Here is a 13,554-nt window from a genome sequence, read left to right as displayed (position 1 = left end):
GGACGCATGTCCGTTGTACGGACGGAAGGTGGGTGGATGGCCGAGAACGCGGCGGGACCGCTGGCCGGGATCCTGGTCGCGGACTTCTCCCGCATCCTGGCCGGCCCGTACGCCACGATGCTGCTGGCCGACATGGGCGCCGACGTCATCAAGGTCGAGGGCCCGGCGGGCGACGACACGCGCACGTGGATCCCGCCGGAGCACGACGGCGTCTCCACCTACTACCTCGGCATCAACCGCGGGAAGCGCTCCATCGCGCTCGACCTGCGCGACGAGGCCGACGCCGAGGTGGCGAGGGAGCTGGCCCGGCGCGCCGACGTGCTGATCGAGAACTTCAAGCCCGGCGGCCTCGCCCGGTACGGCCTCGACTACGACGCGGTGCGGGCCACGAACCCCGGCGTGATCTACAGCTCGATCACCGGTTTCGGTGCCGGGAAGGGCAGCCACGTGCCCGGCTACGACCTGATGGTCCAGGCGATGTCGGGCCTGATGAGCCTCACCGGAGACCCCGACGGCCCGCCGTACCGGGCCGGGATCTCGGTGTTCGACGTGATGGCCGGCAACCACGCGCTGATCGGCATCCTCGCCGCGCTGCGCCACCGCGACCGGTCGGGCGAGGGTCAGCTCGTCGAGGTCAACCTGCTCTCCTCGGCGCTCACCGGGCTGGTCAACCACAGCTCGGCCTACGTGGCCGGGGGAACGGTGCCGTTCCGGATGGGCAACGCGCACCCGAGCGTGTTCCCGTACGAGCCGCTGCCCACGGCCGACGACGACATCATCATCGCCGCGGCCAACGACCGGCAGTTCCGCAAGCTGTGCGAGGTGCTCGGCATCGCGGAGGTGGCCGACGACCCGCGGTTCGCCCGCAACGTCGACCGCACAGCCAACCGGGAGGAGCTGCGCCCGATGCTGGTCGAGCGGCTGGCGCAGCGGGGCGCGGTGGAGTGGTTCGAGGCGCTGGTGGCCGTGGGGGTGCCGTGCGGGCCGATCCAGACGATCGACGGCGGCTTCGCGATGGCGGAGCGCTTCGGGCTCGACCCGGTCGTCCAGGCGGGGGAGGGGGAGCGGGCCATGCCCACCACCCGGCACCCGATCCGGTTCTCCGCCACCCCGGCCGGCTACCGCCTGCCCCCGCCCGAGCTGGACGAGCACGGCTCGGAGCTGCGCAAATGGCTCTCGACTCCGCAGGATGAGACGCATGCCTGAGTACCGGACCGCCCTGGGGGCGTCCAGCCTGACGAAGATCACGCTCCTCGGCCAGGACCTGGCCGAGGACGTCATGGGCAACGTCGGGTTCGGCGAGCTCGCGTTCTGGCTGGCCACCCAGCGGCGCCCCACGAAGGGCGAGGCGCGGGTGTTCGAGGCCGTCCTCGCGGCGCTCGCCGACCACGGCTACACGCCGACCGCGATCGTCACGCGGCTCACCTACCTGTCGGCGCCGGACTCCGTGCAGGGCGCGCTCGCGGCCGGGCTGCTCGGCGGCGGGTCGCGGTTCCTCGGGGTCACCGAGGACACCGGGCGCTTCCTGCACGACGTGCTCACCGGCCTCGACGAGCTGCCCACCGACGAAGCCGGCTGGGACGCGGTCGCGCTGCAGACCGTCCGGGACCAGCGCGCCGCGAAGAGGTTCGTGCCGGGGCTCGGCCACCACGTGCACAAGAACGGCGACCCACGCACCCCGAGGTTGATGCAGATCGCCCGCGAGGAGGGCCTGTTCGGGCCGCACCTGCAGCTGTTCGCCGCGATCGGCCGCGTCCACCCGGAGGTGCTGGGCCGCACGCTCCCGCTCAACGGTGCGGGCGTCTGCGGTGCGGCGCTCGCCGACCTCGGCCTGCCGCTCGAGCTGCTGCGCGGGTTCGCCCTGCTCGCGCGTACCGCCGGGCTCATCGGCCAGCTCGCCGAGGAGCTGCGCCACCCCGTGGCGAACGACATCTTCCTGTCGGTGGACCTGAACAACCGGTCCGTCGCGCCCGATCCCTACGAGCCGGGAGGCCCCCGTGGCTGAGCTGGTGGCGGTGATCGCCTCGACCCACCATCCCTTCTACTACCGCGCCAGTACTTCGACCGGTGAGGACCGGCCGCCGTTCGCGGACGAGTGGGTGCGCAAGGTGGAGGCGTTCCGGGAGACGCTCACCCGGGCCCGGCCCGATGTGCTGGTGATGGTCGGGTCCGATCATTTTCACCAGTTGTGGTTGGACAACATGCCGCAGTTCCTGGTGGGTAAGGCGCCGGTGTATGACGCCAACTGGTACAACGAGGAACGCGAGTTCGGCCTGCCGCGCATGGTCTTGAAGGGGCAGGAGGACCTGTCGGCCTACATCCTGCGTGAGGGCCTGGATGCCGGGTTCGATCTGGCGTTCTCCAACGAGCTGCGGATCGATCACTCGATCACGTGTCCGATCATCACGCTGCGGCCGGAGGCGGATCTGCCGATCGTGCCGGTGTACACGAACATCTTCGCGCCGCCGCTGCCGCAGCCGAAGCGGTTCGTGCAGCTGGGGCGCGCGATCCGGGAGCTGGTGGAGTCGTGGCCGTCCGAGCAGCGGGTCGCGGTGATCGGTACCGGGCACCTGTCGTTGGAGCTGGGTGGGCCGCGTCAGTTCGGCCCGCACGGGCCGGATCCGCAGTTCGACCAGAGGGCGGTGGAGTGGATCTCCTCGGGTGACATCGAGGGTTGCCTCGCCGAGGTCACCCTGGACAGCTTGCACGCCCCGGGCAACGCCACCCACGGGTTCATGGACTTCATGCTGATGATGGGTGTGGCGGGCGAGGGGCAGAAGGCCGACTACGTCGACACCTACGACCTGTTCCACACGATGGAGGCCTACTTCACCTGGTATCCGGGGGGTTCGAAGTGAGCGAGCGTAGCGAGCGAACAATCCCACACAGCGCATTCGCGAAGCGCCCGACCGAGCGCAGCGAGGGAGTGCGATGAGCAAGTACCTGCTGGACAAGTTTCTGTTCACCGTCGACCGCGACCCGGACCTCGTCGAGCGCTACCGCACCGATCCCGTGGGCACCGTGGCTTGGTGGGAGGCGGAGGAGGCCAACCGGATCCTGAACTGCCTCGCCGCCGAGAAGAGCACGTGGCTCGCCTTCGACGACGAGGAGCGCCAGGCCCTCGCGGCGCACGACTACCCGAAGCTGTTCGAGCTGGGTGCGCACCCGTTCCTGACGTTGACGCTGTTCATCGCGATGTTCGAGCGCGACCACGACGAGCCGCTCGGGTTCCAGAAGGAGTACGCGCGCAAGCTCGCCCACTTCTCCCTGCCCTACCCGGACATCGCCACGTGAGGGCTGCCCAGGTCGTCGAGTGCGGCCGGCCGCCGGTGGTGGCCGACCGGGAGCCGCCCGCAGCCCCCGACGGTCACGTGCTGGTGGACGTGCTGGCCGCGCCGATCACCCCGCTCGACCTGCTGTGCGCCACCGGCACGTCGTACTTCGGGAAGCCGGCCACCCCGTACGTCCCGGGCGTGCAGGGCGTGGGGCGGGCCGGGGACCGCGTGGTGTGGTTCCCGATGTCCGCCGGGATGGCTCCGGGAGACGGCAGCATGGCCGAGCGGGCCGCCGTGCCCGAGGCGGACCTCGTCCCGCTGCCCGCGGGCGTCGACCCGGTGGAGATCGCGGCCCTCGGGCTGTCGGCCGTCGCCGCGCACATGGCCCTCACCTGGCGCGGCGAGCTGGCGCCCGGCGAGCAGGTGATCGTGCTCGCAGCCGGGGGAGTGGTCGGGCAGGCCGCCGTCCAGCTGGCCCGCGCCGCGGGCGCCCGCCGTGTGATCGCGGGCGCACGGTCGCAGGCCGCGCAGGCGCGGGCCGGGAAGGCCGGTGCCGATGCCGTCGTGGCGCTGGACACCGACGACGTCGGCGAGCTCGCCCGGCGGTTCACCGCCGCCGCCGACGGACCCGTCGACCTCGTGCTCGACCCCCTGTACGGCGCACCGGCGGCCGCGGCGGCCCGCGCCCTGCGCCCCCACGGCCGGCTGGTGAACCTCGGCAGCTCCGCCTCGGAGACCTGCCCGATCAACTCGTCAACGCTGCGCGGCAAGTCGCTTCGCCTGCTCGGCTACACCAACAACGCCCTCACGCGCGAGCAGCGCGCCGCCGCCGTGACGGTCGTCGCGGAGCACGCCGCGCGGGGCGCGCTCGCCGTCGCGCACGAGGTGATGCCACTCGCCGAGGTGGGCGCGGCCTGGCAGCGGCAGGCCGGGGGCGGCGCTGCCGGCCGGATCGTCCTGAGGTGCTAGTGGGAGCTCGTCCAGGGACCGACGCCGCCGATGCGCTCCACCTCGTACCGCACGACGTAGCCAGGGCCCTTCGGTGCGGGGAACTGGTCGTCGGGCGACATGTAGATCTTCGTGAGGCGGTCGAGCAGGTCCCACGCCTCGTCGCTGGGTTCCACGGTGGCCCGTGCGCGCAGCACGGCGTACGGGTTCAGGACCACGCTGGGATCGCGGGGTGCGTCGAACGACAGCACGACCCGCGGGTCGCGTTCGATGTTGCGCAGCTTCGCGTAGTGGTTCATGTGGCCGGACACGATCCCGTCGCCGTCCAGGCCGATCCAGATGACGCTCACCTGGGGGCTGCCGTCGGGGTTGATGGTGCTCAGGTGGGCCAGCGGGCCGGACTCGATCAGGTCCCGGAGCTCAGCGGGAAGTGTGCTCACGAAGTCGATGGTATCGATCTATGAGGAGGCACCCGTGTCGTTGCCGCTGCTGCCGACGTCCCTGGTCGGAAGCTACGCCCAGCCCGAGTGGCTGATCGACCGGGCGAAGCTCGCCGGCCGGTTCCCACCCCGTGTGCGCGCCAAGGAGCTGTGGCGCATCCCGCCGGAGCACCTCGCCGAGGCGCAGGACGACGCCACGATCGTCGCGATCCGGTCGCAGGAGGAGGCCGGGCTCGACATCCTGACCGACGGCGAGATCCGCCGGGAGAGCTACAGCAACCACTTCGCCACCGCGCTCGACGGCGTCGACATCGACAACCCCGGCACCGCCCTCGACCGCAGCGGCCACCCCAACCCGGTGCCCAGGATCGTCGGCCCGATCCACCGGCCACAGCCGGTGGAGGTGGCCGACCTGCACTTCCTGCGCGCCCACACAAAGCGGACGATCAAGATGACCGTGCCGGGGCCGTTCACGATGTCGCAGCAGGCGCAGAACGACCACTACCCCGACGCCGAAGCCGCGGCTCTTGCCTACGCGGCCGCCGTGAACGCCGAGGTCAAGGACCTGTTCGCCGCGGGCGCCGACATCGTGCAGCTCGACGAGCCGTACATGCAGGCCCGCCCGGACGCCGCGCGCGCCTACGGGCTGAAGGCGCTCAACGCCGCGCTCGACGGCGTCACCGGCACCACGGCGGTGCACATCTGCTTCGGCTACGCCGCGATCATCCACGAGCGGCCGGAGGGCTACTCGTTCCTGCCGGAGCTCGCGGGCTGCCCCGTCGCCCAGGTCTCGATCGAGACCGCGCAGTCCGGGCTCGACCTCGGCGTCCTCTCCGACCTCACCGACAAGACGATCATCCTCGGGGTGCTCGACCTGTCCACGCCCGAGGTCGAGAGCGTCGAGACGGTCGCGGCAAGGGCCCGGCGGGCGTTCGACCGCATCCCGCCCGAACAGCTCGTGCTGGCGTCCGACTGCGGCATGAAGTACCTGCCACGGGACTCCGCGTTCGGGAAGATGCGGGCGCTCGCCGGCGCCGCGCGGGTGCTGCGGGAGGAGCTGGGCGGGTGACGCCCTACCCGGCCGTTACGGCCTCGGCGACCGGGTGGAAGGCCCGGCGATAGGCCGAGGGCGAGGTCCGCATCGCCCGGGAGAAGTGGTGGCGGAACGTCACCGGCGTGTCGAACCCGACCGCGGCCGCGATCTGCTCGACCCCGAGATCGGTGCGCTCCAGCAGGGGCAGGCTCGCCTGCACGCGGCGGGCGATGAGCCACTTGATCGGGCTGGTGCCCGCGCACCGCTGGAACTGGCGCAGGTAGCTGCGCGCCGACATGTTGGCGCGCTCGGCGAGCTGGTCGAGCGTGATCGGCCGGTCGAGGTTCTCCAGCATCCAGGTCATGCTGTGGGCGATCCGGTTGTCGTCGGGATCGTCCGCGACCGGGGACTCGATGTACTGGGCCTGCCCGCCCTCGCGGTGCGGCGGGATCACCAGCCTGCGGGCGACCGCGTTCGCCACCGCCGCCCCGTGGTCGCGACGCACGAGGTGGATGCAGAGGTCCAGGCCCGCCGCGCAGCCCGCGCTGGTCAGCACCTCGCCGTCGTCGACGTAGAGCGGGGCGGGATCGACCTCGACGCGGGGGTAGCGGCGGCGCAGGAGGTCGCTGTGCCGCCAGTGCGTCGTGGCCCTCCGCCCGTCGAGCAGGCCGGCCCCGGCCAGCGCGAACGCCCCCGTGCAGATGGACACCAGCCGCGCGCCGTCGTCGCGGGCCCGCCGCAGCGCCGCGACGACCTCCGCGGACGGTTCGCGCTCCGGCTGCGCCACGCTGGGGACGATCACGGTGCCCGCAGCCGCCAGTGCGTCGAGACCGTGCGGGGTCTGCAGCGTGGCGCCGCCGATCACCCGCACCGGCTCGCGGGTCTCGGTGCAGATGGTGAGCCGGTACCAGGGGACGTCGATCTCGGGCCAGGCGATCCCGAACACCTCGGTGACGATGCCGGTCTCGAAGGCCGACATCCCGTCGTAGGCGAGTACGGCGACGGAGCGGGTGTCACGCATGGCGATATCTTAGCGATGTGCGTCGTCGTCGCCACTGTGCTGGGAGTCGTCGGCCGCGCAGGCTGATGGCATGACGAACCGGACGAATCGCAGGACGCTGCTGGAAACCCTCCGACGAGGCGTTTCGGTACTCGCCGACATCGCCTACGGCATCGACGCGGGAAGCGCCATCCGGCACGGGCTGCCCGTGCCGCCGCAGCCGGGCAGGACCGCTCGACCGCGAGGCTGAGCGACGCCGCCACGCCGGGACGCGGCGCTGCCGGAGCGGCCGAGCCCGGTTAGGCTCGCTGACGCGGCCCATCGTCCCGGGCCGCCGGGCCGCCGCGACCGGATGCGCGGAACGGGAGTGGTGTGGTTCGTCGCAGCGAGGATCTCGAGGTCGGGCGGCAGCAGCGTGCCGGGCCCGCGAGCGGGGTCCTCGGGGCGCCCCTGCCACCCGTTGCCCCGCTTCCCGAACCCCGACCCAGCCTCGCCGAGATGCTGCTCGACGGCGTCGACACGGCGGTTCTCGCCTGCGACGAGCGTGGCCTGGTCCGCACGGCCAACGCGGCGGCGCGACGCATGTTGCCGCAGGTGCGCGTCGACGAGCTGCTGCCCGTGCGCGAGCTGACCCGGCATGGCCCGGCGGAGGTCGAGCTGGAGGCCGGTTCCCAGGCGCTCGTCGCGCGCCGCCAGGACCTTCCCGACGGCTGGACGGCCTGGCACCTGCGCGAGGTCAGCGAGCAGCGCGCCCGCGTGGACGCGCTGCTGGCCGAGCGGGCGCGCTCGCGGTTCCTCGCCGCGGCGAGCAGCCGGCTCGGCCTGTCGCTGCACCCCGGGCGCACCGCCCGCGCGGTCGTCGAGCTCGTGGCGGCCGAGCTGGCGGACGCGGCCGTGGTCGTGCTGCCGGTGCGGACCGGAGCGGTGGAGTGGTACCGGCACGAGCGCGGGGGTGTGGTCGCCTCGGGGCGGCTGTCCGCGCGCGGGCTGCCGGAACCGGTGGCCGCGGCGCTGTCCGGGCTGGCCCCCGGCCCGGAACCGTTGCTGGTCACCCGGCTGACCGGCGCCCCGTGGGGCCAGGACGACCGGCGCGGCTCGCAGAGCGCGGCCGTGCGCGCACTGCCCGGGAACGGCATGCCGGCGGGGGCGCTCGTGCTGTTGCGGGACGCGGGATCGCCGGACGATCCGGATGCCGCGCTGGTGGACGAGTTCGCGCAGCGGGCGGGGATCGCGCTCGCCGCGGCCGCACTGTACGCGCAACAGACCCGCACCACGGCCGTGCTGAAGCGCAACCTGCTCGAGCCCGACCTGCCGGCGGTCGACGGCATGGTGTTCGGGGCGAGCTACCGACCCGCCGAGGAGGCGCTGCTGATCGGCGGCGACTTCTTCGACGTCCACGTCGGGGCCGACGGGGACGAGGCGATGTTCCTGCTCGGGGACGTCTGCGGCAAGGGCGTCGACGCCGCCGTCGAGAGCGGCAGGCTGCGTCAGGCCGTGCAGGCGCTGCGCCGGCTCGAGCGCGACCCGGTGCGGCTCCTGGAGCTGCTGAACGAGTCCATGCTCGACGCGGCGCCGCCCGACGCGGGCCCGCGCTTCGCCACCCTCGTGCTCGGCACCGCCGCGCCGCTCCCGGGGGGCGGGCTCAGGGTGCGCCTCGCCGCCGGGGGGCACCCGCCCCCGATGGTGGTGCGCGCCGGCGGGGTCGAACCGGTCGAGATCCCGGGAATGCTGGTGGGCGGCGTGCGGGAGGCGCACTTCGCCACGCGCACCGTCGACCTCGGACCCGGTGAGGCCTGCGTGCTCTACACGGACGGCGTCACCGAGGCCCGCGGCGGTGTTGACGGCGACGAGGAGTTCGGCGAGGACCGGGTGCTCCGGCTGCTCCACGGTTGCCACGTGCTGCCGGCGCCGGGCATCGCCGAGCGCGTCGCCCTGCACGCCACCGCGTGGCGCACCACGGGTCGCGACGACATCGCCGTGCTCGTCGTGCAGGCGCCCCTCTCCGTCGCGCCGGCCAGCCGCCACGCGCACACCGCGCAGCCGAACCCCGAGGAGCAGACCGCGTGACCACCGCACCCCCCGTCCGGCCCGCCGACGCGGCGGTCGCGGAGGCGTTCTTCGACGCACTGGTCCGGGCCGACGAGCAGGCCGCGGTCGACCTCGCCCTCGGGCTCGTCGACGCGGGCACCCCGGCGCAGGACGTGCTGCTGCACCTCGTCGGCCCGGCGCAGGTGCGGGTCGGGCAGCTGTGGGCCGACGGTGACTGGAGCGTTGCGCAGGAGCACGCCGCGACCTGCATCAACGAGCGGGTCGTCGCGGCGGTCGGGGTCCGGAGCCGCGCCCCGGGGCAGCGCGGTCACGTCGTGCTCGGCTGCCTCGACGGCGAGTGGCACTCGCTGCCGGCGCGGATCGCGGGCGAGGTGCTGCGGCTGGCCGGGTGGCGCGTCACCTTCCTCGGCGCGAGTGTGCCGCCCGCGCACCTCATCTCCTACCTGCACGAACACGGCCCGGACCTGGTGGCGGTGAGCTGCGCGTTGCCGATCCACCTGCCGCAGGCCCACCGGACGATCGCGGCGGCGCAGCGCACCGGCACCCCGGTGCTCGCCGGCGGGCCCGGCTTCGGGCCGGACGGCCGGTGGGCGGTGCGCCTCGGCGTCGACGCGTGGGTGCCCACCGCGGCCGACGCCGTCGTGCTGCTCGAGAGCCCGTCGTGGTCGGACCGGGCCGTGCCCGGCCGGACGGCCGACGGGGGTTCCGAGTACGCCGGGCTGCGCGATCGGCGTGCCGAGCTCGTCCGCGCCGCTCTGGACCGGCTGGGCGGCGCGTCCCCGCTCGCCGACCCGGACGGCTCAGGTGGCGGGAACGGGCTCGACGGGCAGGCGCACGACGACGTCGGGCAGCTGGTGGACTACCTCGCGGCCGCGGTCTACCTCTGTGACGCCGACCTGTTCACCGAACACGTCCGGTGGCTCGGCGCGGTGCTGTCCGCGCGGGGCCTGCCGCGCACCGGCGTCGCCGTCGTGCTCGACGTGCTGGCCGCCGAGCTGCACGACTTCCCCGTGGCGCAGCGTTGCCTGCGGGAGGGGTGCGACGTCCTGGCCGCGGTATGAGCAGGGGGCCGGGTTGCGACGCCCGGTAGGCTCCTCGTCACGGGTCGAGAGGCGCTGCAACGGACGCGAGTCCGCCACGCTCGACCCGGTAGACGTGCAGCAAGGGCGCCTCCGATCACTCGGAGGTGCACGCGGATGTCCGATCGTGTGAAGGCCCTGTCCCAGCTGTTCGACCAGCGGATCGCCGTGCTCGACGGCGCGTGGGGCACGATGCTGCAAGGCGCGGGCCTCACTGCGGCCGACTACCGCGGCGACCGGTTCGCCGACCACCCCCACGAGGTGGCGGGCGACCCGGACCTGCTCAACCTGACCCGGCCCGACGTGGTGCTGGACGTCCACCGCCGCTACCTCGCCGCGGGCGCGGACATCACCACCACGAACACCTTCACGGCCACCTCCATCGGCCAGGCCGACTACGGCATGCAGGCCGCCGTGCGGGAGATGAACGTCCGCGGCGCGCAGCTCGCCCGCCAGGCCGCCGACGAGGCGGGCGGGCGGTTCGTCGCCGGCTCGATCGGCCCGCTCAACGTCACCCTGTCGCTCTCGCCGGACGTCAACGACCCGGCCCACCGGGCGGTGAGCTTCGACGAGGTCCGCGCGAGCTACGCCGAGCAGATCGAAGGGCTCGCCGAGGGCGGCGTCGACCTGCTGCTCATCGAGACGATCTTCGACACCCTCAACGCGAAGGCCGCGATCGCCGCGGCCCGCGACGTGGCGCCCGACCTGCCGCTGTGGATCTCGGTGACGATCGTCGACCTCTCCGGCCGCACCCTGTCCGGGCAGACCGTCGAGGCGTTCTGGAACTCGGTCCGCCACGCCGACCCGCTCGTCGTCGGCGTCAACTGCTCGCTCGGCGCCGCCGAGATGCGCCCGCACGTCGCGGAGCTCGCCCGCTTCGCCGACACCTACGTCGCCTGCCACCCCAACGCGGGCCTGCCGAACGCCTTCGGCGGCTACGACCAGACCCCCGACGAGACCGCAGGGCTCCTGCGCGAGTTCGCGGGCGAGGGGATGGTCAACATCGTGGGCGGGTGCTGCGGCACCACCCCCGACCACATCGCGCAGATCGCGTCGGCGGTGGCGGAGCTGGCGCCGCGCACGCTGGCGGCGCCCCCGGAGACGGCGCGGTTCAGCGGCCTCGAGCCGCTCACGATCGGCCCGGACACCGGGTTCCTGATGATCGGTGAGCGCACCAACGTCACCGGCTCCGCGCGGTTCCGCCGGCTCATCGAGGCAGGAGACCACCAGGCCGCCGTCGACGTCGCCCTCGAACAGGTGCGCGGCGGGGCCAACCTCATCGACGTCAACATGGACGCCGACCTGCTCGACAGTGAGCGGGAGATGACCACGTTCCTCAACCTGATCGCCACCGAGCCGGAGGCGGCCCGCGTCCCGGTGATGATCGACAGCTCCCGGTGGAGCGTGCTCGAGGCCGGGCTGAAGTGCGTGCAGGGCAAGGGGATCGTCAACTCGATCAGCCTCAAGGAGGGCGAGGAGGTCTTCCTCGACCACGCCCGCCGCATCCGCGGCTACGGCGCGGGCGTCGTCGTGATGGCGTTCGACGAGAAGGGGCAGGCCGACACCGCCGAGCGCAAGGTCGCGATCTGCGGGCGGGCCTACGACCTGCTCACCCGGGAGGTCGGCTTCCCGCCGGAAGACATCGTGTTCGACCCCAACGTGCTGGCCGTGGCCACCGGGATGGCCGAGCACAACGGCTACGCGAAGGCGTTCCTCGACGCGCTGCCTCTGATCAAGCAGCGTTGCCCGGGGGCGCGGACGTCCGGCGGGATCTCGAACCTGTCGTTCTCCTTCCGGGGCAACGACGTGGTGCGTGAGGCGATCCACTCCGCGTTCCTGTTCCACGCGGTGCAGGCCGGTCTGGACATGGGCATCGTCAACGCCGGCCAGCTCGCGGTCTACCAGGACATCCCCGCCGACCTGCTGGAGCTGGTCGAGGACGTGCTGTTCGACCGGCGCGAGGACGCCACCGACCGGCTGGTCACGTTCGCCGGCACCGTCACCGGGTCCGGGACCAAGCGCGAGGTCGACCTGTCGTGGCGCGAGGCCCCCGTGGCGCAGCGGCTGTCCCACGCGCTCGTGCACGGCATCGTCGACTTCGTGGAGGCCGACACGGAGGAGGCCCGCGCAGAGGCCGCCCGGCCGCTCGACGTGATCGAGGGTCCGCTGATGGACGGCATGAAGGTCGTCGGCGACCTGTTCGGCGCGGGGAAGATGTTCCTCCCGCAGGTGGTGAAGAGCGCGCGGGTGATGAAGCGCGCCGTCGCCTACCTGGAGCCGTTCATGGAGGCGGAGAAGGAGCGGCTGCGGCTCGCCGGACATGTCGACGAGGGGCGCGGACAGGGCAAGGTCGTGCTCGCCACCGTCAAGGGCGACGTGCACGACATCGGCAAGAACATCGTCGGTGTAGTGCTCGCCTGCAACAACTACGAGGTGATCGACCTCGGCGTGATGGTGCCGGCGAGCGTCATCCTGGACACCGCCGTGACCGAGGGCGCCGATGTCGTCGGCCTGTCCGGGCTGATCACGCCCTCGCTGGACGAGATGGTCGGCGTGGCGCAGGAGATGCAACGGCGCGGCCTCAAGCTGCCGCTGCTCATCGGCGGTGCCACCACCTCGCGCCAGCACACCGCCGTGCGGATCGCCCCCGAGTATGCATCGAGCACCGTCCACGTGCTCGACGCGTCCCGGGTGACCGGCGTGGTGTCGCAGCTGCTCGACCCCGAGCGCGCGGAGCTGCTCGACGCCGACAACCGCGTCGAGCAGGAGCGCCTGCGCGTGCAGCACGCGGCCCGCCAGAAGCGACCGATGCTCAACATCGCGCAGGCCCGGGCCAACCGCGAGGAGGTCACGTTCGACGACCTGCCGGTGCCCGCGTTCACCGGTGTCCGCACGGTCACCCCCACGCTCGAGGTCCTGCGGGAGTTCATCGACTGGCAGTTCTTCTTCCTCGCCTGGGAGCTGAAGGGGAAGTTCCCCGCGATCCTCGACGAGCCGGCCGCCCGCGAGCTGTTCGACGACGGCAACCGGCTCCTCGACGAGATCGTCGCGGACGCGTCGCTGCAGGCCAGGGGGGTGTACGGCTTCTGGCCGGCCCACGCCGACGGCGACGACATCGTCGTGGCGGGCCCCGACGAGGTGCGCTTCCCGATGCTGCGCCAGCAGACGGTGAAGCCGAAGGGCCGGGCCAACCGCTGCCTCGCCGACTACGTCGCGCCGGCCGGTGACCACCTCGGCGGCTTCGCCGTCTCCGTGCACGGCGCCGACCAGCTCGCCGCCCGGTTCGAGGCCGAGCACGACGACTACCGGGCGATCATGGTCAAGGCTCTGGCCGACCGGCTGGCCGAGGCGTTCGCCGAGCAGGTGCACCTGGAGGCCCGGCGGGCCTGGTTCGAGCCGGACGCCGACCCGGCCCTCGCCGACCTGCACGCCGAGCGCTTCCGCGGCATCCGGCCCGCGCTCGGCTACCCGGCGAGCCCCGACCACAGCCTCAAGAAGGAGCTGTTCGAGCTGCTCGACGCCGAGCGCGCCGGCATCGGCCTCACCACGTCGTACGCGATGACGCCCGCCGCGAGCGTCAGCGGGCTGATCTTCGCCCACCCCGACTCGCGGTACTTCACCGTCGGCCGGATCGGGGCGGACCAGCTGCGCGACTACGCCGAGCGCCGCATGCTCCCGCAGGCCGAGGTCGAGGACTGGCTGCGGCCGAACCTGGACTAGCACCCACGGA

The 13,554-nt window shown here is 72.9% G+C and carries 11 protein-coding genes and 1 riboswitch; of the genes, 9 read left to right on the top strand and 2 right to left on the bottom strand.

Features of this window, described 5'->3' with window-relative positions; all coding sequences use genetic code 11:
* Positions 1–36 precede the first annotated feature (36 nt).
* The 5 genes from FB388_RS17625 to FB388_RS17605 all read left to right on the top strand — a co-directional run bounded on the left by FB388_RS17625 (position 37) and on the right by FB388_RS17605 (position 4,244).
* Positions 37–1,206 carry a CaiB/BaiF CoA transferase family protein gene (locus tag FB388_RS17625; protein ID WP_142102286.1) on the top strand — a complete coding sequence of 390 codons (1,170 nt, stop codon included), beginning with the start codon at positions 37–39 and terminating at the stop codon, positions 1,204–1,206.
* Entirely contained in the window at positions 1,199–2,005 is an 807-nt protein-coding gene (locus tag FB388_RS17620; protein ID WP_142102284.1) for a citryl-CoA lyase, read from the top strand. Before FB388_RS17625 ends, FB388_RS17620 begins: the two co-directional genes overlap by 8 nt.
* Positions 1,998–2,858, top strand: coding sequence for a DODA-type extradiol aromatic ring-opening family dioxygenase (locus FB388_RS17615; RefSeq protein WP_142102282.1), 861 nt, complete (start codon positions 1,998–2,000; stop codon positions 2,856–2,858). Before FB388_RS17620 ends, FB388_RS17615 begins: the two co-directional genes overlap by 8 nt.
* Before the next feature lie 73 nt (positions 2,859–2,931).
* Positions 2,932–3,294: a hypothetical protein gene (locus FB388_RS17610; protein ID WP_142102280.1), complete on the top strand. Its 363-nt coding sequence runs from the start codon at positions 2,932–2,934 to the stop codon at positions 3,292–3,294.
* The gene (locus FB388_RS17605; RefSeq protein WP_246122018.1) at positions 3,291–4,244 is read left to right on the top strand and encodes a quinone oxidoreductase family protein; all 954 of its coding nucleotides are present in this window, start codon (positions 3,291–3,293) and stop codon (positions 4,242–4,244) included. Before FB388_RS17610 ends, FB388_RS17605 begins: the two co-directional genes overlap by 4 nt.
* On the opposite strand, the gene FB388_RS17600 is transcribed toward FB388_RS17605, so the two are convergent.
* On the bottom strand, positions 4,241–4,663 hold the full coding sequence (locus tag FB388_RS17600) for a PPOX class F420-dependent oxidoreductase (protein WP_142102278.1): 423 nt from the start codon (positions 4,661–4,663) through the stop codon (positions 4,241–4,243). The two genes, FB388_RS17605 and FB388_RS17600, sit on opposite strands and share 4 nt — an antisense overlap.
* A 34-nt stretch (positions 4,664–4,697) precedes the next feature.
* Here FB388_RS17600 and FB388_RS17595 point away from each other — a divergent pair, with 34 nt between their 5' ends.
* A complete protein-coding gene (locus FB388_RS17595) occupies positions 4,698–5,732 on the top strand; it encodes a 5-methyltetrahydropteroyltriglutamate--homocysteine methyltransferase (RefSeq protein WP_246122017.1) in 1,035 nt (344 codons plus the stop codon).
* A gap of 4 nt (positions 5,733–5,736) precedes the next feature.
* Here the strand turns inward: FB388_RS17595 and FB388_RS17590 are convergent, their stop codons facing one another.
* Positions 5,737–6,717, bottom strand: coding sequence for a helix-turn-helix domain-containing protein (locus tag FB388_RS17590; protein WP_142102274.1), 981 nt, complete (start codon positions 6,715–6,717; stop codon positions 5,737–5,739).
* A 351-nt stretch (positions 6,718–7,068) separates the two neighbouring features.
* Between FB388_RS17590 and FB388_RS17585 the strand changes: the two genes are divergently transcribed.
* The 3 genes from FB388_RS17585 (at position 7,069) to metH (ending at position 13,544) form a co-directional block, all read left to right on the top strand.
* The gene (locus FB388_RS17585; protein ID WP_142102271.1) at positions 7,069–8,763 is read left to right on the top strand and encodes a PP2C family protein-serine/threonine phosphatase; all 1,695 of its coding nucleotides are present in this window, start codon (positions 7,069–7,071) and stop codon (positions 8,761–8,763) included.
* Positions 8,760–9,806: a cobalamin B12-binding domain-containing protein gene (locus FB388_RS17580; protein ID WP_170225651.1), complete on the top strand. Its 1,047-nt coding sequence runs from the start codon at positions 8,760–8,762 to the stop codon at positions 9,804–9,806. The genes FB388_RS17585 and FB388_RS17580 overlap by 4 nt, the downstream gene beginning before the upstream one ends.
* Before the next feature lie 40 nt (positions 9,807–9,846).
* Positions 9,847–9,924: riboswitch (S-adenosyl-L-homocysteine riboswitch) on the top strand.
* A gap of 17 nt (positions 9,925–9,941) precedes the next feature.
* The gene (gene metH / locus FB388_RS17575; protein ID WP_142102267.1) at positions 9,942–13,544 is read left to right on the top strand and encodes a methionine synthase; all 3,603 of its coding nucleotides are present in this window, start codon (positions 9,942–9,944) and stop codon (positions 13,542–13,544) included.
* Positions 13,545–13,554 lie beyond the last annotated feature (10 nt).

The organism is Pseudonocardia cypriaca (assembly GCF_006717045.1).
Lineage (GTDB): Bacteria > Actinomycetota > Actinomycetes > Mycobacteriales > Pseudonocardiaceae > Pseudonocardia > Pseudonocardia cypriaca.
Note: the sequence above shows the minus strand (reverse complement) of the source record. Positions and strands in the feature narration are given on the sequence as shown.

Coding starts and splice junctions, on each gene's coding strand:
- FB388_RS17620 (WP_142102284.1), top strand. CDS start 1,199: ATGCCTGAGTACCGGACCGCCCTGGGGGCGTCCAGCCTGACGAAGATC.
- FB388_RS17625 (WP_142102286.1), top strand. CDS start 37: ATGGCCGAGAACGCGGCGGGACCGCTGGCCGGGATCCTGGTCGCGGAC.
- FB388_RS17610 (WP_142102280.1), top strand. CDS start 2,932: ATGAGCAAGTACCTGCTGGACAAGTTTCTGTTCACCGTCGACCGCGAC.
- metH (WP_142102267.1), top strand. CDS start 9,942: ATGTCCGATCGTGTGAAGGCCCTGTCCCAGCTGTTCGACCAGCGGATC.
- FB388_RS17590 (WP_142102274.1), bottom strand. CDS start 6,717: ATGCGTGACACCCGCTCCGTCGCCGTACTCGCCTACGACGGGATGTCG.